This window comes from Weizmannia acidilactici (assembly GCF_008974225.1).
Lineage (GTDB): Bacteria > Bacillota > Bacilli > Bacillales > Bacillaceae_C > Weizmannia > Weizmannia acidilactici.
Genome location: NZ_BKZR01000037.1, coordinates 1 through 18402, shown reverse-complemented (window position 1 = coordinate 18402; position 18402 = coordinate 1). Strand labels below are relative to the sequence as shown.

18 protein-coding genes are annotated in these 18402 nt (G+C 45.7%); 14 read left to right on the top strand and 4 right to left on the bottom strand.

Going from position 1 to position 18402, the window contains the following annotated elements:
- Positions 1 to 194: 194 nt before the first annotated feature.
- Both GBH70_RS12795 and GBH70_RS12790 read right to left on the bottom strand, forming a co-directional pair.
- Positions 195 to 812 (bottom strand): CPBP family intramembrane glutamic endopeptidase, encoded by a 618-nt coding sequence (locus GBH70_RS12795; protein WP_151681412.1) that lies wholly within the window; start codon positions 810 to 812, stop codon positions 195 to 197.
- A gap of 259 nt (positions 813 to 1071) precedes the next feature.
- Entirely contained in the window at positions 1072 to 1263 is a 192-nt protein-coding gene (locus GBH70_RS12790; protein WP_151681411.1) for a YkvS family protein, read from the bottom strand.
- A gap of 206 nt (positions 1264 to 1469) precedes the next feature.
- Here GBH70_RS12790 and ykzS point away from each other — a divergent pair, with 206 nt between their 5' ends.
- From ykzS to GBH70_RS12765, 5 genes are all read left to right on the top strand, one after another.
- Positions 1470 to 1664 (top strand): protein YkzS, encoded by a 195-nt coding sequence (ykzS, locus tag GBH70_RS12785; RefSeq protein WP_151681410.1) that lies wholly within the window; start codon positions 1470 to 1472, stop codon positions 1662 to 1664.
- Positions 1665 to 1889: 225 nt separating this feature from the next.
- Positions 1890 to 2156, top strand: a complete 267-nt coding sequence (locus GBH70_RS12780) for a phosphocarrier protein HPr (RefSeq protein ID WP_151681409.1) — start codon at positions 1890 to 1892, stop codon at positions 2154 to 2156.
- Positions 2156 to 3877: a phosphoenolpyruvate--protein phosphotransferase gene (ptsP, locus tag GBH70_RS12775; protein WP_151681408.1), complete on the top strand. Its 1722-nt coding sequence runs from the start codon at positions 2156 to 2158 to the stop codon at positions 3875 to 3877. The genes GBH70_RS12780 and ptsP overlap by 1 nt, the downstream gene beginning before the upstream one ends.
- A 330-nt stretch (positions 3878 to 4207) precedes the next feature.
- Complete coding sequence (locus tag GBH70_RS12770) at positions 4208 to 4993, top strand: SDR family oxidoreductase (protein ID WP_151681407.1); 786 nt, start codon at positions 4208 to 4210, stop codon at positions 4991 to 4993.
- 245 nt (positions 4994 to 5238) lie between these two features.
- The gene (locus GBH70_RS12765; protein WP_151681406.1) at positions 5239 to 6102 is read left to right on the top strand and encodes an NAD(P)-dependent oxidoreductase; all 864 of its coding nucleotides are present in this window, start codon (positions 5239 to 5241) and stop codon (positions 6100 to 6102) included.
- A 42-nt stretch (positions 6103 to 6144) separates the two neighbouring features.
- On the opposite strand, the gene GBH70_RS12760 is transcribed toward GBH70_RS12765, so the two are convergent.
- Positions 6145 to 7299 (bottom strand): aminotransferase A, encoded by a 1155-nt coding sequence (locus GBH70_RS12760; protein WP_151681405.1) that lies wholly within the window; start codon positions 7297 to 7299, stop codon positions 6145 to 6147.
- 180 nt (positions 7300 to 7479) lie between these two features.
- Here GBH70_RS12760 and GBH70_RS12755 point away from each other — a divergent pair, with 180 nt between their 5' ends.
- Both GBH70_RS12755 and GBH70_RS12750 read left to right on the top strand, forming a co-directional pair.
- Positions 7480 to 7956, top strand: a complete 477-nt coding sequence (locus GBH70_RS12755; RefSeq protein ID WP_151681404.1) for an RDD family protein — start codon at positions 7480 to 7482, stop codon at positions 7954 to 7956.
- A 162-nt stretch (positions 7957 to 8118) separates the two neighbouring features.
- Complete coding sequence (locus GBH70_RS12750; RefSeq protein WP_151681403.1) at positions 8119 to 9021, top strand: chemotaxis protein; 903 nt, start codon at positions 8119 to 8121, stop codon at positions 9019 to 9021.
- A gap of 88 nt (positions 9022 to 9109) precedes the next feature.
- Here the strand turns inward: GBH70_RS12750 and GBH70_RS12745 are convergent, their stop codons facing one another.
- The gene (locus GBH70_RS12745; RefSeq protein WP_151681402.1) at positions 9110 to 9577 is read right to left on the bottom strand and encodes a YkyB family protein; all 468 of its coding nucleotides are present in this window, start codon (positions 9575 to 9577) and stop codon (positions 9110 to 9112) included.
- Positions 9578 to 9762: 185 nt separating this feature from the next.
- Between GBH70_RS12745 and GBH70_RS12740 the strand changes: the two genes are divergently transcribed.
- From GBH70_RS12740 to cbpB, 7 genes are all read left to right on the top strand, one after another.
- Positions 9763 to 12873 carry an MMPL family transporter gene (locus GBH70_RS12740; protein WP_151681401.1) on the top strand — a complete coding sequence of 1037 codons (3111 nt, stop codon included), beginning with the start codon at positions 9763 to 9765 and terminating at the stop codon, positions 12871 to 12873.
- Positions 12874 to 13057: 184 nt separating this feature from the next.
- Positions 13058 to 14737: an EAL domain-containing protein gene (locus tag GBH70_RS12735; protein WP_151681400.1), complete on the top strand. Its 1680-nt coding sequence runs from the start codon at positions 13058 to 13060 to the stop codon at positions 14735 to 14737.
- A gap of 172 nt (positions 14738 to 14909) precedes the next feature.
- A complete protein-coding gene (locus tag GBH70_RS12730; protein WP_151681399.1) occupies positions 14910 to 15125 on the top strand; it encodes a hypothetical protein in 216 nt (71 codons plus the stop codon).
- A gap of 137 nt (positions 15126 to 15262) precedes the next feature.
- The gene (gene fadH / locus GBH70_RS12725) at positions 15263 to 16027 is read left to right on the top strand and encodes a 2,4-dienoyl-CoA reductase (RefSeq protein ID WP_151681398.1); all 765 of its coding nucleotides are present in this window, start codon (positions 15263 to 15265) and stop codon (positions 16025 to 16027) included.
- 22 nt (positions 16028 to 16049) lie between these two features.
- On the top strand, positions 16050 to 16940 hold the full coding sequence (locus GBH70_RS12720) for an acetamidase/formamidase family protein (RefSeq protein ID WP_151681397.1): 891 nt from the start codon (positions 16050 to 16052) through the stop codon (positions 16938 to 16940).
- Positions 16941 to 17413: 473 nt separating this feature from the next.
- Positions 17414 to 17665, top strand: a complete 252-nt coding sequence (locus GBH70_RS12715) for a YkuJ family protein (protein ID WP_151681396.1) — start codon at positions 17414 to 17416, stop codon at positions 17663 to 17665.
- 184 nt (positions 17666 to 17849) lie between these two features.
- Positions 17850 to 18296, top strand: coding sequence for a cyclic-di-AMP-binding protein CbpB (gene cbpB, locus GBH70_RS12710; RefSeq protein ID WP_151681395.1), 447 nt, complete (start codon positions 17850 to 17852; stop codon positions 18294 to 18296).
- Positions 18297 to 18402 lie beyond the last annotated feature (106 nt).

Sequence of the window (18402 nt, the reverse complement as noted above, 5' to 3'; positions counted from 1 at the left end):
CCATAGGTTATGTTCGTGATCAATGTTGGTGATCGCGAAATCCGCTTCGCTCATAATGCGCCGCGGGCTTCCCCGCCTGATACCCCAGCACGAGGTTTCTCTTCTTCCCCGCTTATCCCGCTGGAATCTCAGAAACAAGCGATCTCAGCAATAAAATTTAACAGAGCCTTTCCGTAAAAAAGCTGCCGCCCTGATTAATAAATTGGCAGGAAGACGACAAGCAGTAAATCAAAAGTAAGATGCGATAAAATTTGGATGGTCAGACTCCGTTTTTTTGCATAAAGCAAACCCCAAAAAACGGATCCGACAAATGCGGCAATAGCCATAATCTTTAAACTGCAGTATAGATAAACGGAAGTATTTAAAACAGCGGCGATGAGGATCGCATATTTGGGTTCCGCCTTTTTCATGAGCCGTGCCTGGACAAATGAGCGCCAGAAAATTTCTTCTCCGGGGACCAAAATGAAAACCAGCGCAAGGTAATGCCAGATCGTATCGGGGGAGAACCGCCTGTATGCCAGTACGACTTCCCTGTCAAGCCCGCCAGGCAACAGCCCCAGCACTGCATTGCCAAGCCTAAAAACGATATATAAAAGTAAACCGGAAAGGATTCCGTACATGAACAATTGGAGATAGGAAAGCTTTTCATGTTTTTCCGATTTCCCTAGAAAAACAGCATAACTGACCAAAAACAGCATTGCGCCCGAGTACAAATACCAAAAAACAGAAAGATCCTGAAAAGTAATATATAAAAGGAGATGGGCGATAATGATACTTCCCAGGAGCTTTGTATCAATCATGTTTTTTGTCACCGATAAAGCTCTCCTTTCTTAGGCTGAAAAAGAAACACCGGCTGAAAAAGGCCGTTTGTCCGGGAGACAGTCCAATGTAAAATACCAAACCTTATTTTATCAAAGAAGCGGAGAAAAAGGTATCTGGTAAAATGGCGAAAAATAATGTTAAAAATTTCACAAAATTAACAAGAAACTGTGGGAGAGTGGCTTTGGGCACCATAAAAAAGAAACTGGCGGTCGCTTCCAGTTTCTTTTCAGGTGGGGCTGATGGAGCGATTTATTCATTTAAAGCGAACTGGATAATATGGTAATTTTTATGGTTTACCACTGTTTTTTCTTCCAGCTCAAGATTTTTAAAGTTCTCCATGTACGTTAAATCGACGATGACAGAATTTTCATTTACCTTTTCAACAATGCCCTGGAGTCCGTTTTTAAATTCGATGATGTCGCCAACCTGTGCTTTTTTCAATTGAGATTCCCCCAATAGTGAAATTATTGTTACCAGTTTGCACTATTTTTCAGAAAAGTTCAAGATAAAAAATATGAAAATGAAAATTCGTTGTCTATTTTTCTAGGGGAAAAGAGAATTTGTATGGTGAGGCAGTTCTTCCGGCCAGAAAGAAATAGAGGGAATGGCAGCGAAAATGTGCTAAAATACCGCTTGGGGTGATGGATATGACGGAAGAGGAAATCAAGAACGCAATCAACCGGCTGCGCAATAGGGAAATTGAAGAATTATACGTAAAGCACGAAGATTTTATGGCGTTTCGGGAAGTGCTCGTCGTCCAGGACGATTTTAAGCATTTTAAGGGGATTGCCCAGCACGGCGGAAATGTGGTTTACCGGTATTTGGATACGCCGCGAAGTTGATTTTGCTTTATGTTTGAATAAAATCGCGCAAAGTTAAGCAAAATGAAGTTAACTCAGATGATTGTTTTATTTTTGAAGGCGTGTTATCCTATTACGGGGATTTCGTTTTATTCCCGCATTGTGCAATATTTGTCTTTTTTATGTATGATGCCCCATAAATATTGACGAAAAATGCATGGTGTTTTATTTTTAGTACTATATTAAAGAAAAGGAGTAGTTTTACCTATGGCTGAAAAACAATTCAAAGTAACGGCAGATACAGGAATCCACGCACGTCCTGCAACATTGCTTGTGCAAACGGCTAGCAAATTTGATTCAGATATCCAATTACAGTATAAGGATAAAAAAGTAAACTTGAAATCGATCATGGGTGTTATGTCCCTTGGGATCGGCAAAGGCGCTGACATTTCCATTATTGCTGAAGGAAGCGACGCCGATGATGCATTAAACGCTTTAGCTGAATTAATGAAAAAAGAAGGTTTGGGCGAATAATGTCAACAATTTTGAAAGGTATAGCAGCTTCCAACGGGATTGCGATAGCAAAAGCCTATCGCTTGGTAGAGCCTGATTTATCTTTTGAAAAAACGACTGTCCAAAATACAGCGGATGAAATTAACCGTTTTAAAGCTGCTGTGTCCGAATCCAAATCTGAATTGCAGGCGATCAGGGAGCACGCACTTCAAGCTTTGGGGCCGGACAAAGCGGCTATCTTTGATGCCCATTTGCTTGTTTTAGACGATCCGGAATTACTGACTCCGATCCAGGATAAAATCAGGGATGATCAGATCAATGCGGAATACGCATTAAAAGAAATTGCCGATATGTTCGTGACCATGTTTGAACAAATGGACAACGAGTATATGCGGGAACGCGCTGCGGATATCCGCGACGTGACAAAACGGATTTTGGCCCACCTGTTGAATGTGGAAATCCCGAATCCGAGCATGATTTCGGAAGAAGTCATTGTCATTGCCGATGACTTGACCCCTTCCGATACTGCTCAATTAAACCGCCAATATGTAAAAGGATTTGCGACAAATGTCGGGGGACGTACATCGCACTCTGCGATTATGGCGCGTTCTTTGGAAATTCCTGCAGTCGTCGGGACAAAAACCGCGATCCAGGATATCCAAAACGGCGACCTTGTCATCGTAGACGGCAACAGCGGCGATGTCCATGTGAATCCGACTCCGGAAATTGTGGACGAATACAAACAAAAACAAGAACAATACGAACAGCAAAAAGCCGAATGGGCCAAGCTGGTTAATGAAAAATCCGTATCGAAAGACGGGCACCATGTAGAACTTGTAGCCAATATTGGCACACCGAACGATTTGGAAGGCGTCATCAAAAACGGCGGGGAAGGTGTCGGCTTGTACCGTACCGAATTCCTGTACATGGGCAGGGACGAGCTTCCTTCCGAAGAAATGCAGTTTGAGGCATACAAAGCAGTGCTGGAAGGCTTAAACGGCAAACCGGTAGTTGTCCGTACGCTTGATATCGGTGGAGACAAAAAACTGCCTTATTTGCCGTTGCCGGAAGAAATGAACCCGTTCTTGGGCTTCCGTGCGATCCGCTTGTGCCTGGACAGGCAGGATATTTTCCGCACTCAGCTTCGTGCATTGCTCCGTGCGAGCGCACACGGCAACTTGAAAATCATGTTCCCGATGATTTCCAACTTGGATGAATTCCGCCAGGCAAAAGCGATCCTTTTGGAAGAAAAAGAAAAACTTGTGCAGGAAGGCGTACAAGTTTCAGATAATATCGAAGTCGGCATCATGGTTGAAATCCCTTCAACGGCGGTCATGGCAGACGTGTTCGCAAAAGAAGTCGATTTCTTTAGCGTTGGCACAAACGACCTGATCCAGTACACAATGGCTGCCGACCGCATGAACGAGCGCATTTCGTATCTGTACCAGCCATACAACCCGGCGATCCTCCGCCTTGTAAAACGCGTCATTGATGCGGCGCATAAAGAAGGCAAATGGGCCGGCATGTGCGGCGAAATGGCAGGGGACGAAATCGCAATTCCAATTCTACTCGGCCTCGGCCTTGATGAGTTCTCAATGAGCGCTTCCTCCATTTTAAGGGCACGCGCCCAAATTCGTGGCCTGAATAAATCCGACATGGAAAAACTGGCTGAGGAAGTCTTGAACCTTTCTACCAATGAAGAAGTGAAGGAACACGTGAAAAAAGTTCTTTCCAATTCATAAAAAATTTTTTCAAAAAAAGAAGGATTAATGGGGAAGAAAGCGGGTATATATAAACTATCCCGGTATTAGGGTAAGGTATTGGTATCCAGTATTATTACAATACCGGATGTATATCGTTTCTTTCTCATTTTTCCCCCTATTTTTGCCGGACGGGTTTTCCGTCCGGCCTTTTTTGATTGGGCCGTGAAATTCGTCCCATTGTCAAAGGCGCCGCGATTCCCGCAGGGGCTTTTTGCAAGTATGTGCAAGCTTTGCGGATGTAAGGACGGGAGAAAATCGTTTATAATGAAAACAGTTGTAAATTTAACAAACCATTCAGGAGGGATTTTCGTGGATTTAGGGTTGAAAGGAAAAGCAGCGCTTGTTGTAGCTTCCAGCCAGGGACTTGGAAAGGCTGTTGCGAAACAACTCGTCCTGGAAGGGGCCAATGTCCTCATCACAAGTCGGAATGAAGAAAAATTGCAGGCGGTAAAAGATGAATTGTCCGCTTTAGGGACTGGAAATGTGGAATATGTCCGCGCCGACATCACAAACCGCGAAGACATTAAGGCAATGGTGCAAAAGGCGAAGGAAGTGTTCGGCAGGCTGGATATTCTCGTGAATAATGCAGGCGGTCCGCCAGCCGGGAATTTTGAAGATATGAGTGATGAAGACTGGCAAAAATCGTTTGAACTGAACCTGCTTTCATACATACGCATCATCCGCGAAGCATTGCCGCTTTTGAAGAAAAACGGCGGTAGGCTGATCAATATTGCCTCTTCATCGATTAAAGAACCGATTTCTGGGCTGATTTTGTCGAATACGTTCCGCACCGGTATCGTCGGACTATCCAAATCGCTTGCGGAAGAACTGGCGCCTTACAACATTCTTGTCAATACGGTAGGTCCGGGCAGGATTGCAACAGACAGAATTGTCCATCTTGATCAAGTCACTGCCGAGAAAACCGGAAAAACGGTGAAGGAAGTGCAGGCGCAGGAATTGCGGTCGATCCCGCTCGGCAGATACGGCGAACCGGACGAATTTGGAAAGTTTGTCGCGTTCCTCGCATCGGAAGCCAATTCCTATGTAACCGGAAGCAGTTTCCTGATCGACGGCGGAAAGGTAAAATCAATTTAAAGTTGGCCGGTTAAAAGGGGAAAAATTCTCTGTTACAAAAAATTTTGGTTTAAAGTCCGAAAATGCGGGGATAAAGAAAGCAAACGTGAGAGATTGTTTTCTTTCTTGCACCCCATTTGACTTTGGTCTGTCGCAGTACAGGCTTTTTTGTATTTGGTTGCGCGCAATGCTGTCCGAATTTTGTAGGAACTATGCAATGCGCCGCGGCGGGCTGCAAAGAATTTCATGATAACGGGGGAATAAGAATGGAAAATATCGGATTTATCGGATTAGGTGTAATGGGACGGAGTATGGCACAGAATCTCCTGAAAGCAGGATATCCGCTTTTTGTATACAACCGGACAAAAGAAAAGGCAGCCCCACTTCTTGAACAGGGGGCCGAATGGTGTACCACGCCCGCGGAAACGGCTGCGAAAGCGGATGTCGTCTTAACGATGGTCGGGTATCCGCATGATGTAGAAGAAGTTTATTTTAGGGAAAATGGGCTGCTTGGCGCCGCAAAAGAGGGAACGCTACTGATCGATATGACGACGTCAACGCCTACGTTAGCGAAAAAAATTTATGAAGCTGCAAAAGAGAAAAACTTGAAAGCTTTGGATGCGCCTGTTTCCGGCGGGGACATCGGCGCCCAAAAAGGGACACTGACAATCATGGTCGGCGGCGATGAAGATGTGTTTGAATCGGCCAGACCGATTTTTTCCGTTCTGGGCGAAAATATCGTCCTGCAGGGGGGGCCGGGAGCAGGCCAGCATACAAAAATGTGCAATCAAATCGCGATTGCTTCCAATATGATCGGTGTGACGGAGTCGATTGTATATGCGCAAAAAGCCGGGCTCGATCCGGAAAAAGTACTGCAATCCATCAGTGCGGGGGCGGCCGGAAGCTGGTCGATGTCCAACCTCGTGCCTAGAATGCTTGCAGGCGATTATTCACCGGGCTTTTTTATCAAACATTTTATTAAAGATATGAAAATCGCCCTGGATGAAGCGGAAAAAATGGGGCTTGACCTGCCGGGCCTCGCCCTCAGCAAAAAATTATATGAGGAGCTTGCCCAAAAGGGGGAAGAAAACAGTGGTACGCAGGCGTTAATCAAGTATTGGGCAGAATAACAGGGAAGACCCGCCGGACAAATTTTCCGGCGGGTTTTTTGCTCAATTGAGGTTTGAAATAAATTTTTCCATGCGCAAAAGCCCTTTTTCGAGCGTTTCCAAGCTGCATGCATACGACATTCTGAACCAGCCTTCGCCGTATTTGGAAAAGGCGCTGCCCGGAACAACCGCGACTTTGTCTTTTTGGGCCATTTCAACTGCAAAATCGAAAGACGATCCTTTATATTTTTTTGGCAGTTGGACAAAAACATAAAAAGCGCCGTCCGGCTTTACATAATGGAGGCCGATTTCTGCAAGCTTTTTGCACACAAATTCCCTTCTTTTTCGATACTCTTTTTTCAACTCTTCCGAATCATGGATGCCGGCTGTCAATGCTTCAAGCGCCGCTTTTTGTGAAACCGAGGAGGCACATGATACGTTATACTGGTGGACTTTTAAAATATGTTTGGCAAGTTGTTCCGGGGCGAATACGAAGCCGATACGCCAGCCGGTCATCGCATGCGATTTTGAAACGCCGTTGATGACAATTGCCTGTTCCCGTAAAAAGGAAGCGATGGAAGCGTGCGGCATATCATAAGCCAGTTCACTGTAAATTTCATCTGCAAGAACAAATAATTCTTTGCCGCGGATGAGATCGGCAATTTCCTGCAATTCCCGTTTTTCCAAAGTTACCCCTGTAGGGTTGGAAGGATATGGGAGTATGATGCATTTTGTTTTATTCGTGAGCGCCTCCCGGATCAAATCCGCCGTCAGCTTAAACTGGCTGTTTCTTGTATCAACGTATACCGGTACAGCGCCGCACAGGCGGATCACCGGTTCATATCCCGGATAAACCGGGCCGGGCAATATGACTTCAGAACCGGGTGTAAGGATCGTCCTTAAAGCAATATCGATTGCCTCGCTGGCGCCAATCGTCACGATCACTTCCGTTTCCGGCTTGTAAGAAAGCCCGTATTTCGTTTCCGCAAACTTGGCGGCCGCCTTCCGTAAAGCAAGATCGCCGGCGTTATGGGTATAAGTGGTTGCATTCTCTTCAATCGCACGGATGCCTGCCTGCTTGACGTGTTCCGGTGTCGGGAAATCGGGCTGCCCGATCGTAAAAGAAACGATATCTTCTATATCTGCAACCATATTTGAAAACTTACGGATTCCGGAAATTTCAATCTCCAGTACATGCGGGTTCAATAAATGTTCCAAAAACTCATTTCCTCCTTTAACAGTGCAGCTTTCTGTATATGTATGGCATTCCTTATTATCTTACCACGCATTTGGTTTGACGGAAAATTTTTACGGGTAAAGAAATGAGACCTTTTTCACCGAAAATGAATGATTTTCTCATTTTTATCGTATATATTTAAAAGGATTGGAGTTGAAAAAATGGAAGAGAGCCAGATGATTGAAAGAAGATACGCCGGTTTTTGGCTGCGTTTTGCCGCTTATCTCATAGATTTATTGATTGTCAGCATTCCCTCCGTTGTGGTATTTTTCGGCATCATCATCGTATCCGTTGCCGTGATCGGCGGATCCGGGTCAGAGGATTTTACCCCGCAGCAGGATTTTGCTTTTGCGCTCTGTTTTGCGGTTGCGGCGGTTGTATCCGCGTTCGTTTTTTCCCTGTACTTCGCCATTTTCCATTCTTCCAAGTGGCAGGCAACGCTCGGAAAAAGGGCGCTCGGTTTGAAAATTATCGGCAGCGATGGCGGGCGCATCTCATTTTGGCGCGCACTCGGAAGGGCTTTGGCGATGTCTTTGTCAGCTGTATTTTACATCGGTTATCTTTTGGCTGCTTTTACAGAGAAAAAACAGGCGCTCCATGATATGATCGCCGGCACGTATGTGATCATCAACGATTGAAGCCATTCCCCTTTTTGCCGGATGTGTAGTGAAATCCTCGCAATTTTTGCCGATATAAAAGATGTGGGCGGAAATGGGAAGTGCTTCATTTGCAGGCCCATTTGCCAGTATTATACAAAAACCGTCCATGTGATAATGAGAAATACGCGAGGGGGCAGGACCATGAATCAAGAGCAGGGCATTTTACTGGAAAGCGGGACAAACGAAGTAGAAATCGTTGAGTTTCATGCCGGCGGGAGCTATTATGGCATTAATGTGATTAAAGTCAAGGAAATTATTATGCCGGTTCCGGTCACCGCGATTCCGCACGCCCATCCTTATATTGAAGGGATCATCCAGCTGCGCGGGGAAGTGCTGCCCGTTGTCAATTTACGCAAAGTGCTTGGGCAGCAGGTGCAAATGGGTGAAAACGATAAATTTATCGTCACGGAATTCAATCAGCAAAAAATTGTATTCCATGTGGACAGTGTAACAAAAATCCACCGCTTTTCCTGGGGCCAGATCGAGAAGCCGTCCGAAATGTATACGGGTGCATCTTCGCACATCACTGGGGTCATCAAGAATGGCGGGGATATGATCCTGATGCTTGATTTTGAAAAGATCATTGCGGAAATCAACCCGCAAACAAGCATCCGCGTGGAAGATGTGAAAAAACTCGGGAAAAGGGAACGGAGCAATAAACGGATTTTGATTGCGGAAGATTCCGGCCTTTTGCGCGGTTTGCTCCACGATACTTTGCTTGAAGCGGGATATGAAAAAATTGAGTTTTTTGAAAACGGAAAAGAGGCGTACGATTATTTGGTCGGAATCGCGGAGAGCGGGAAAAACGTTACCGATGAAGTGCAGCTTGTCATCACGGATATTGAAATGCCGCTGATGGACGGCCACCATTTGACGAAAAAAATTAAACAAAGCAGCGAATTAAACGTATTGCCGGTCATTATTTTTTCCTCGCTGATTACCGACACACTGCGGCACAAGGGGGAAATGGTCGGTGCAGATGCACAAATCAGCAAACCTGAAATCAATCAACTGATCCTTTCGATTGACGAACATGTGCTGTGAGGGCAAACGAAAAGCCCCCTGCCTTGTGCCGGGGGGTTTTATGCAATATTTGATTCGCGTTTCCCGCCATCCGCTGCCCGTTCTTGGTTTAGAAGAACGATTCGCCCAGTTTTTTAAAAACAGGTTTGTAAGTTTTTTTGCCGGAACGGGGCAGCTGCCCGGGATGCTGGTTTTCTTTCAGCCCTGTATAAACTTGCAACAAGTGTTTTGCCTGGCTGAGGGACATGTGGCATTTCGGGTTTCTTGTCGAATGGTCGAGTTTTCCAAGATGGGGAAGTTGTTTGAAATCCGCTTTTGAAGGCGGAATATGGAAGGTATAATCGCCGCACCGGACAAGTACGTCTGACTGCTGCTGGCTGTACTTCGGATGTTCCGAAAAATGCAGGCCGACTTTCAGCGCTTTTCCTTCCTGGATCATTTTTTCGAGGGCTTTTTTCTTCAAAAGGTATAAAAATTTTGGGTCGGTAGCGGTTTTCGCATGGCGATTGACCGTGAATATAGCATAAGAGAGGTTTTGGATTGTAGGTTGCAATGGAGCAGGTTTATGCGAATCCAAATATAGAACTCCTTTCGTTTTTAAATAATTTTACTTTTTCGTTAATTATACTACTTTCCACAGACTTTGGAAAGTAAACTTAATTAAAATTCCAATTTTTTTACATACTAATACAGCCATTTTCTTTATAATCGTTGCATATCAGTTATTTCCGGCAAAACAAGGAACAGGGGGGGATTCTATTCATGAAGCGAATTGTGCAGTTCAGGTGGGTTGTAGTATTATTATGGGCTGCTGCCGGGATTTTATTGGCATGGAAAGCGCCGGCAATGGATCCGTTAGTCCGTGAAAAAGGCCAGATCACGGTCCCGAGAGGCTATGCATCATCTTTAGCGGATGAGATCAAAAGCCGGCACGATGATGCAGGCAGTGATACAACAAGTGTCATGATTGTGTTTCATGGCAGGGAAAAGCTTTCGGCTTCAGATATGGATCATATCCGGAACACGGTCGGGCGATTGGAAAGCAATAAGAAACAGTACGCGATCCAAAATATGACCACACATTTTAACGATCCTTCCCTAAAAAGCCAGCTTGTGTCAAAAGACGGCAAAACGGTGATGGTTGTGGCGCAGGTCGATGCAGGTGGCAAGCCTTTTAAAAGTGTCCGCGCTGATTTGCAAAAAGCGGTCCAAACGCCGGGTGTTGAGGCGATGATGACAGGCAACAAACTGATCAATGAGGATGTGACGGACAGCTCGCAAGCAGGGCTGAAAAAGACGGAAACCATTACGGTGATTTTTATTCTTGTGGTGCTCGTGCTTGTGTACAGGTCGGTTGTTGCGCCTATTATTCCGCTTTTAACCGTCGGGATTTCTTATATGATCAGCCAATTCATTGTTGCGATTTTGGCAGACAAGTTTGATTTCCCGGTTTCGAATTTTACGCAAATTTTCCTTGTCGCCGTTTTGTTTGGGATCGGCACGGATTACTGCATTTTGCTGCTCAGCCGGTTTAAAGAAGAACTGGCAAAAGGAAATGAAGTGCTTCCGGCGATCGCCACTACTTATAAGTCGGCAGGGAAAACGGTATTGTTTAGCGGCATTGCGGTTCTGATCGGTTTTGCTTCGATCGGGCTTGCCAGCTTTAAATTGTACCAGTCGGCTTCCGCAGTTGCGATCGGGGTGGTCGTACTTTTGTGCGCATTATTTTCGATTGTGCCGTTTTTCATGGCTACGCTGAAAAAGGGGCTGTTCTGGCCGGTACGTGGGGAAATTTCCCACCGCGAAAGCAAAATTTGGGAACGGGCCGGGCTTTTTTCGCTTGCAAGGCCGTTTCTTGCCCTCGCGATCGTTGCACTTTTGACGGTCCCGCTCTCGGTCAGCTATGACGGAAAGCTGTCATTCAATTCATTGGACGAACTCGGCAACGGATATGACGCCGTAAAAGCGTTCAATATCATTTCTGATAGTTTCGGCGCAGGTAAAGTGATGCCGGTCGAAGTGGTGCTTGAAAACGACGAATCCGTCAAATCAAAAGATTATCTGGCCTTAATTGAAAAAATAAGCGCGGATCTCGATAAGGTCAAGGATGTCGCCCAGGTGCAAAGTGCTACAAGGCCGGATGGCAGCATCATGAAAGAAATTTACGTCAAAAACCAGGCAAAAACATTAAGCGAAGGTATTGAAAAAAGCAATAACGGCATCGGCAAAATCAAATCAGGGCTGAAAGAAGCGTCACAGTTTTTAGCAGATTCCAAATCGAAATTTAAAGAAGCAACGGACGGCATCGGCCAATTGCAGACGGGAACGGAGAAAATCGCAGCCAGCATGGGGGATCTTAATACATCGCTCAGCCAGATTGAAAATGGGATCAGAAGCGGGTCGCAAGGTGCGGAACAGCTGAAAACCGGTGTAAAAAAAGCGCAGGACCAGGCAAGGGAACTGCAATCCGGCTTTAATCAGCTTTATGAAAAATACCAGCAGGTCGAAACCGGCATAAACCAGTTTATCGAGCAAACCGGCCAGTTGCCGAGCGACATCCCGCAACAGCTGCAAACGCTTGAGGCATCCTATCAAGCATTTTTAAAAGACCATCCGGAAGTGAAGAATGATCCGCAGTTCCAAAAATTGCAGCAAGAAATGGTCATGCTCGGCATCGGTTCAAGCAGTGGTACGATTGCCGAATTGTACAGCAGGATTCATACGATGACATCCACACTGGAGATGGTGAATGAAAAGCTTGGAGCCATTTCAACCGCCCTCGGCCAGTTTGCGGATGGCTTTACGCCAATCATCCAGGGGCTAAACCAGTTACAGTCCGGCATCAACAAAACAGCTGACGGGCAAAACCAAGTGATCCAAAAAATTCCGTCGATCCAAAAAGGGCTTCAGGGCATCGCTGACGGGCAGGCACGTCTGCAGTCCGGCTTCAACACATTCGGTACAAAAATCAACCAGTTGTCGGACGGCCTGGATTCAGGCGCGAAAGGGTTGGGCAAAATTAAAGCAGGGCTTTATGATGCCGGCTCTTATTTGAACGATTTATCGGATGAAACAACCATGGAACAGTCCGGCATCTATATTCCGGATGAGCTTTTGGCCAACGCCGATTACCAAAAAGCATTGAACCACTATATCTCAAAAGACGGGAAAATGGTGACGTTTAACATCACATTGAATGAAAACCCATATTCAAACGGCGCGATGGCCACAATCGATGACATCGGCAAGGCCGTTAAAGATGCGGTGAAAGGGACGAAACTGGAAAATGCCCATATCGGCATCGGCGGGGTATCCAGCATTAATCATGACTTAAACAAAATGTCGAAAGCGGATTACAGCCGCACCGTTACATATATGATGATCGGGGTGACGCTGGCGCTGATGATTTTCCTGCGGTCATTGATGATGCCGCTGTATTTGCTTGCTTCCCTGCTGCTGACGTACTATGCTTCCGTCGGGCTCGCCGAACTCATTTTTGTGCATTTGCTTGGCTACCCTGGGATCAGCTGGGTGGTGCCGTTCTTCGGGTTTGTCATCTTAATAGCGCTTGGCACTGACTACTCGATTTTCCTGATGGAACGGTTCAATGAATATCAGGATTTGCCGGTGCGCAAAGGAATTTTGCTGTCAATGAAAAATATGGGTACTGTTATCATTTCAGCGGCAATCATTTTATCTGGCACATTTGCAGCAATGATGCCGTCCGGTGTTTTGTCATTGCTCCAAATTGCAACACTGACGCTGACAGGATTGTTGCTCTATGCATTTGTCATTCTTCCGCTCTTCGTTCCGGTAATCGTAAAAGTGCTCGGCAAGGCAAATTGGTGGCCATTTATCGCCAGTAAGGAATAAAAGAACAGGCGGGTATCCGCTTGTTCTATTGTACCCGTTTTCACCGTTTTTTCTATTCTTTTTTTGCTTTTCCCTGTAAAATAGAAGTAGATTTTTCCAAATGTATTGCATTTGCCGGGAAATGTGGAAATCCCACGCCGTGGTGGCCATATTTCCCTTTAATCGGGATAAAAAGGATGATATTATGGACGAAGCGAAAGCAGCACGAGAGAAATTTCATGATCTTCAAGTTGAAGCTTTTTTCAGCCGGGATTTCCTGTCCCAGTTTTATGATACGGTCAGCATTTTAAAAGTGGAACAGGGGCCGGCATTTAAATTTGCCTATGTAAACAAAGATGAGCATACGGCCGAAATCGGCAAGTTTTTACACGAAGTTTTGGGGGAAGGGGAAGCCGCCCGGTTCGAGCACTATTGCAAAACCGCCTTGGAAGAAAAAAGGCCGGTCCATTTTATCCACGGGCCGGACAGCAACCGTGTCTTCCACACATCTTTAGTCGGCGTACATGAAGGCAAATGGGTGATTGCGATCACAAGGGAAATAACAGAGCTGATTCAAGACGGTAAACAACTGCCGTTTTCCCATACATATTTCCAAATGCGCGACCATTTGACAGGGCTTTGGAACAGGCGCGCACTGCTCGAACAACTTCAAAAGAAAACCGGGAAGGAAAAAGCAGGCGGGCCGCAGCTTGCTGTTTTATATCTCGACCTTGACCGTTTTAAGTATTTTAATGATATTTTGGGCCAGCATGTTGGTGATGAAATCTTGAAGCTGGCGGCCCGGCGGTTGAAACAGCTTCCCTTTCATGATTATGAAGTGTATCGCCAGGGTGGCGATGAATTTATTGCGGTCGTTTCCGGCCACCCAAAAGAAGAGGTTGAAAAAATTGCAGAGCAGATTTTGGCTGCCTTTTATGAACCTTTTAAAATCGATGGCGAAGATTACTTTCTTACCCCCTCCATCGGGATCAGTATTTATCCGGAAGACGGGGAAGAAGTGGGAACATTAATCAAACATGCAGATACAGCGCTGTTTAAAGTGAAGGAAAGCGGAAAAGGCCATTTCCGTTTTTATAGCAAAAATATGGATACAGATTTCTATAATTATCTTATGCTGGAAGCCCATTTGCGGAGAGCAATTGAGAAAAACGAGCTGACAATCAATTACCAGCCGCAGGTGCAGCTCAAGACGGGTCGGATTAAAAGTTTTGAAGCGCTTTTAAGATGGCATAACCCGAAATTCGGGAATGTCCCGCCGCTGAAATTCATTCCGCTCGCAGAGGAAACAGGGCTGATCATTCCGATCGGTGAATGGGTGATCAACCATGTATGCGCCCAACTCGCTAAATGGCGCAAAAAAGGGCGGGCCGATATCCGGGTCGCTGTCAATATTTCGCCAAAACAGTTTCTCGATCCGGGGCTGCCCGGTTTTATCGGGAAGACACTGAGAAAATACGGTCTTCCGCCTTCTGCACTTGAAATCGAAATTACGGAAGGGGCGATGGAAGACAAGGACAATATATTAAAGATGCTTAACAGGCTGAAAAACATGGGGCTGACGATATCGGTCGATGACTTTGGGACGGGTTATTCTTCTTTGAATTATATTAAAAAATTTCCGGTAGACATTTTAAAAATCGACCAGTCTTTTGTCCGTGAACTGCAAATTAGTAAAAAAGATGTGGCGATTACAAAAACGATCATCCATTTGGCCCACCATCTTGGGCTTGAAGTGGTGGCGGAAGGCGTTGAGGAGAAAGAACAGGTGCAGTTTTTGCGGTCCGTCCGTTGCCAGAAAGCGCAAGGATATTTCTTCAGCCGGCCGATCACCGCTGAAGAAGTGGAAAAACGGTTTTTTCTGTAAAAGCATCCCGCAGAATTGCAAAAAAATATTTTCTTTTTGCCGTACTAATGGTACATTGTATTGTATAGGATAAGATGATGCAGCAAGACGGTTCCTTTTACACAAACCGGCACCCCCGTTCTGCAGCCGGGAAACGGAGCCGCGCTTTAGACGGCGAAAGGAGCGTGCAAAAATGAGCGAACGAATGGATATGTTTTTTATTCCTGCCAAAGAGGGATATATTAAGATTTATGTTTACGGATTTTTGCATGACAGTTCTTGGGGGCAGGTTTTTACGGAATATAACGGGTTAACGGTCGTTGTGAAAGGCTATAACCGAAAAAAAACGATTATCCGGTCGTTAACGAAAATGCACGAATCCCTGCTGAAATTAAAAAGAGATTTATAGTTTTATTGCGCCCCGCAAGCCAAATGGCCGCCGGGGCAGCACAAAACGGCAAATAACGGGCAGATCCATGCGATTGCCCGTTAAAAACTTTAAAAATAAAATGAATGGTTATTCATTCATCCTAGGGAGGAGAAAAGATGAAAGAAAAGGTGGTCATCATTACAGGCGGATCAAACGGAATGGGAAAAGCGATGGCATTAAAGTTTGCGCAGTCCGGGGCGAAAGTTGTGATCACAGGCAGGGATGAGGAAAAATTGACGAAAATGAAAGAGGAGCTGCTCGCCATTACTCCGGATGCGCTGACGGTTCAAATGGATGTCAGAAACCCGGAAGATGTGCGCAGGATGGTGACGGAGGCGGACAGGCAGTTCGGACGCATAGATTTTCTTGTCAACAATGCCGCCGGAAATTTTATTTGTCCTGCAGAAAAATTGTCGGTCAACGGCTGGAATGCGGTGATCAATATTGTTTTAAACGGCACTTTTTATTGTTCACATGCGGTTGGAAATTATTGGATAGACAAAAAGAGAAAAGGAAGTATCATAAATATGGTAGCCACTTATGCATGGAGGGCGGGAGCAGGCGTTTCCCATTCTGCAGCGGCGAAAGCGGGCGTACTGTCTTTGACGCGCACGCTGGCGGTCGAATGGGGCGGAAAATACGGTATCCGTGTCAATGCGATTGCGCCCGGCCCAATTGAAAGGACGGGCGGAGCCGATAAGCTTTGGGTATCGGAAGAAGCGGCGAAAAGGACGTTAAACAGTGTCCCGCTCGGCAGGCTCGGTACACCGGAGGAAATTGCCGAACTCGCCTATTTCCTGTTCTCCCCCCAAGCGTCTTATATCAATGGGGAAGTCATTACAATGGATGGCGGCCAGTGGCTGAACCAGCATCCTTTTTAAATGGCCGCGGAAGGAGTGGACAATGAAACAACTGCAAAAAGAACATTTTATTACCCATTTTTCGGCGGAAAACAAACCGGCGTATACAGTCCGATTGAACGAAACATTTGCTGTGGAAACGTACGACTGCTATTGCGGAAAAATTACTTCCCCGTCGCAGCTGCGGACGGAAGTAGATATCCCTTTTATAAATCCTGCAACCGGCCCGATTTATATTGAAGGCGTAAAAAAAGGCGATACGCTTTGTGTGGAAATAAAGGATATTTCGTTAAACGAAGTTGGTGTGATGGTGCTTTATCCGGGGATGGGGGCGCTCGGAAGGGACGTGAAAGAATCCGATACACGTATTATCCCGGTGAAAGACGGGAAAATACTGTTCAACAGCCGGCTCCAATTTCCGGCAAGGCCGATGATCGGGGTGATCGGCGTAGCACCGGCGGAAGGGTCAGTCCTGTGCGAAACGCCCGGCGACCATGGCGGCAATATGGATACGAAGTGGATCACGGTCGGTTCAAAATTGTACCTGCCCGTTTTCCATGAAGGCGCCCTGCTTGCGCTCGGTGATCTCCACGCCGCAATGGGAGACGGGGAACTGGACGGATCCGGTGTGGAAATCGGCGGAAAAGTTACGCTCGAGTGTACGAAATGGGATATCGCGGTTCCGGTTGGCATCCCGGTTGTCGAAACAACAGACAATTGGTTTTTTGTTTCATCGGCAGAGAATATTGAACTGGCGGCAAAAAAAGGGATGCGCATTGCGGTGCGCCGGCTTGCGGATGCGCATGGGCTTATCTTTAACGATGCGTACAGGCTGCTCAGCGCCGCATGCGGCCTGGAAATCAGCCAAATTGTAAACCCACTTGCCACAGTAAGGATTGCGGTACCGAAAGAAATTTTGCCGGATTTGTTTTAAACTAAAGGGGCTGTCCCAAAGCCCTGAAAAGTAGAGATCATGATCGCGAAATTTTCGGGAATCCTGCGGGAAAAGCGAGCCCCCTCGTGCTGAGGTATCGGGCGAGGAGGCTCCCGACGCGTGCGGAAAGCGAGTGAATTTCGCGATCATCAAAAATTTTGTTATTAAAGGGGTGTCCTTTGGCCAATTTACCGGCTTTTAGGACTGCCCCTTTATTTTAAAAATTTTACGGTTAGCAAATCGAAATCTGTCATAAACGCTTAAAATTTTTTCAATGCCGTGCGGATTTTAGGATAAAATAAGGCAAGAAAACGTTGCAAAATGAAAAAATTTGTCGTCAGTCCCTTTCCTAAGTTTAAGATTTACTGTACAATTCGTATGGGATAGTAAAATCACATTCGTTGCTGATGAGAGGGATTGTATAAACTTCCAAAAACAGGAAGGGCACTCATGTTCGTTGAAAGGAGTCCATTATGTCTCAACTACTAGGAATTATCCAAAGGCTGCAGGCAATGCAGGAAGCGAAAGATACAGGCGAAGTTCAGCAAAGACGTTTTGAAGTAAACGGAAAAACGCTGTGCCAGGTGAAATTTTTCCCACAGAACGGCACATTTGAATTGGAAGTTTACGACGGACAGAAACACGCCAACAAATACCAATTTGACGATCTCGATATCGCCGCGATTGAAATTTTTGATATTGTCCAGGAAGGTTCGAACAGCTAAAAATCGGTCTGCCCGGCATCTAGCCGGGCGTTTTTCTTTCGTCAATCCGCTTCTGTTTATGATAAAATATAAAAGATCGGTTATATCTTTACATCCATGATGGCAAACATGATAAATTTCAGCATTCTCCTCTTTAATGGTTTTTGTTACCTGAAAAAAATGAAGAAAAGGGGATTTTTGCACGATGATCTCTTTACAGAGCCACGAGTTTCTTGAACCTAAAATCATTGATTTTATGATTCCATCAGAAAAGGTCGCCCATGTGCAGATTGGGAATAATTTGGAACACGCTTTATTGGTGCTTACCAAAAGCGGATATTCCGCGGTGCCGGTGCTGGATGCGCAATATCGGCTGCACGGCCTGATCAGTTCAGCGATGATTACCGATTCGATTCTCGGCCTGGAGAGGATTGAATTCGAAAAACTGGGCGAAATTAAAGTAGAAGCGGTGATGAACCGGAATATCCCAAGGCTCAATGTGCATGACAATTTTGAAAAAGCATTAAGATGGCTTGTCGACCATAATTTTTTGTGTGTAGAAGATGACGAAGGGTTTTTTGCCGGCATTTTTACGAGGCGTTCGCTGTTAAAAGAGTTAAACCATCATATTCATAAACTAAACCATTTTTAGAGTACGGCCGCCGCGCAATCAAATGCGCGGTTTCTTGTATGTGTAAAATTTTACTCGGGGACTTATGAGTGGAAAAAAATAGGAAGACACTCTATCATTTAATGTG

What these genes read in the sequence shown, in the direction of transcription:
- GBH70_RS12780 (WP_151681409.1), top strand. Translation starts at nt 1,890, where the DNA reads ATGGCTGAAAAACAATTCAAAGTAACGGCAGATACAGGAATCCACGCA.
- GBH70_RS12765 (WP_151681406.1), top strand. Translation starts at nt 5,239, where the DNA reads ATGGAAAATATCGGATTTATCGGATTAGGTGTAATGGGACGGAGTATG.
- ykzS (WP_151681410.1), top strand. Translation starts at nt 1,470, where the DNA reads ATGACGGAAGAGGAAATCAAGAACGCAATCAACCGGCTGCGCAATAGG.
- GBH70_RS12730 (WP_151681399.1), top strand. Translation starts at nt 14,910, where the DNA reads ATGAGCGAACGAATGGATATGTTTTTTATTCCTGCCAAAGAGGGATAT.
- GBH70_RS12755 (WP_151681404.1), top strand. Translation starts at nt 7,480, where the DNA reads ATGGAAGAGAGCCAGATGATTGAAAGAAGATACGCCGGTTTTTGGCTG.
- cbpB (WP_151681395.1), top strand. Translation starts at nt 17,850, where the DNA reads ATGATCTCTTTACAGAGCCACGAGTTTCTTGAACCTAAAATCATTGAT.
- fadH (WP_151681398.1), top strand. Translation starts at nt 15,263, where the DNA reads ATGAAAGAAAAGGTGGTCATCATTACAGGCGGATCAAACGGAATGGGA.
- GBH70_RS12740 (WP_151681401.1), top strand. Translation starts at nt 9,763, where the DNA reads ATGAAGCGAATTGTGCAGTTCAGGTGGGTTGTAGTATTATTATGGGCT.
- GBH70_RS12735 (WP_151681400.1), top strand. Translation starts at nt 13,058, where the DNA reads ATGGACGAAGCGAAAGCAGCACGAGAGAAATTTCATGATCTTCAAGTT.
- GBH70_RS12715 (WP_151681396.1), top strand. Translation starts at nt 17,414, where the DNA reads ATGTCTCAACTACTAGGAATTATCCAAAGGCTGCAGGCAATGCAGGAA.
- ptsP (WP_151681408.1), top strand. Translation starts at nt 2,156, where the DNA reads ATGTCAACAATTTTGAAAGGTATAGCAGCTTCCAACGGGATTGCGATA.
- GBH70_RS12750 (WP_151681403.1), top strand. Translation starts at nt 8,119, where the DNA reads ATGAATCAAGAGCAGGGCATTTTACTGGAAAGCGGGACAAACGAAGTA.
- GBH70_RS12720 (WP_151681397.1), top strand. Translation starts at nt 16,050, where the DNA reads ATGAAACAACTGCAAAAAGAACATTTTATTACCCATTTTTCGGCGGAA.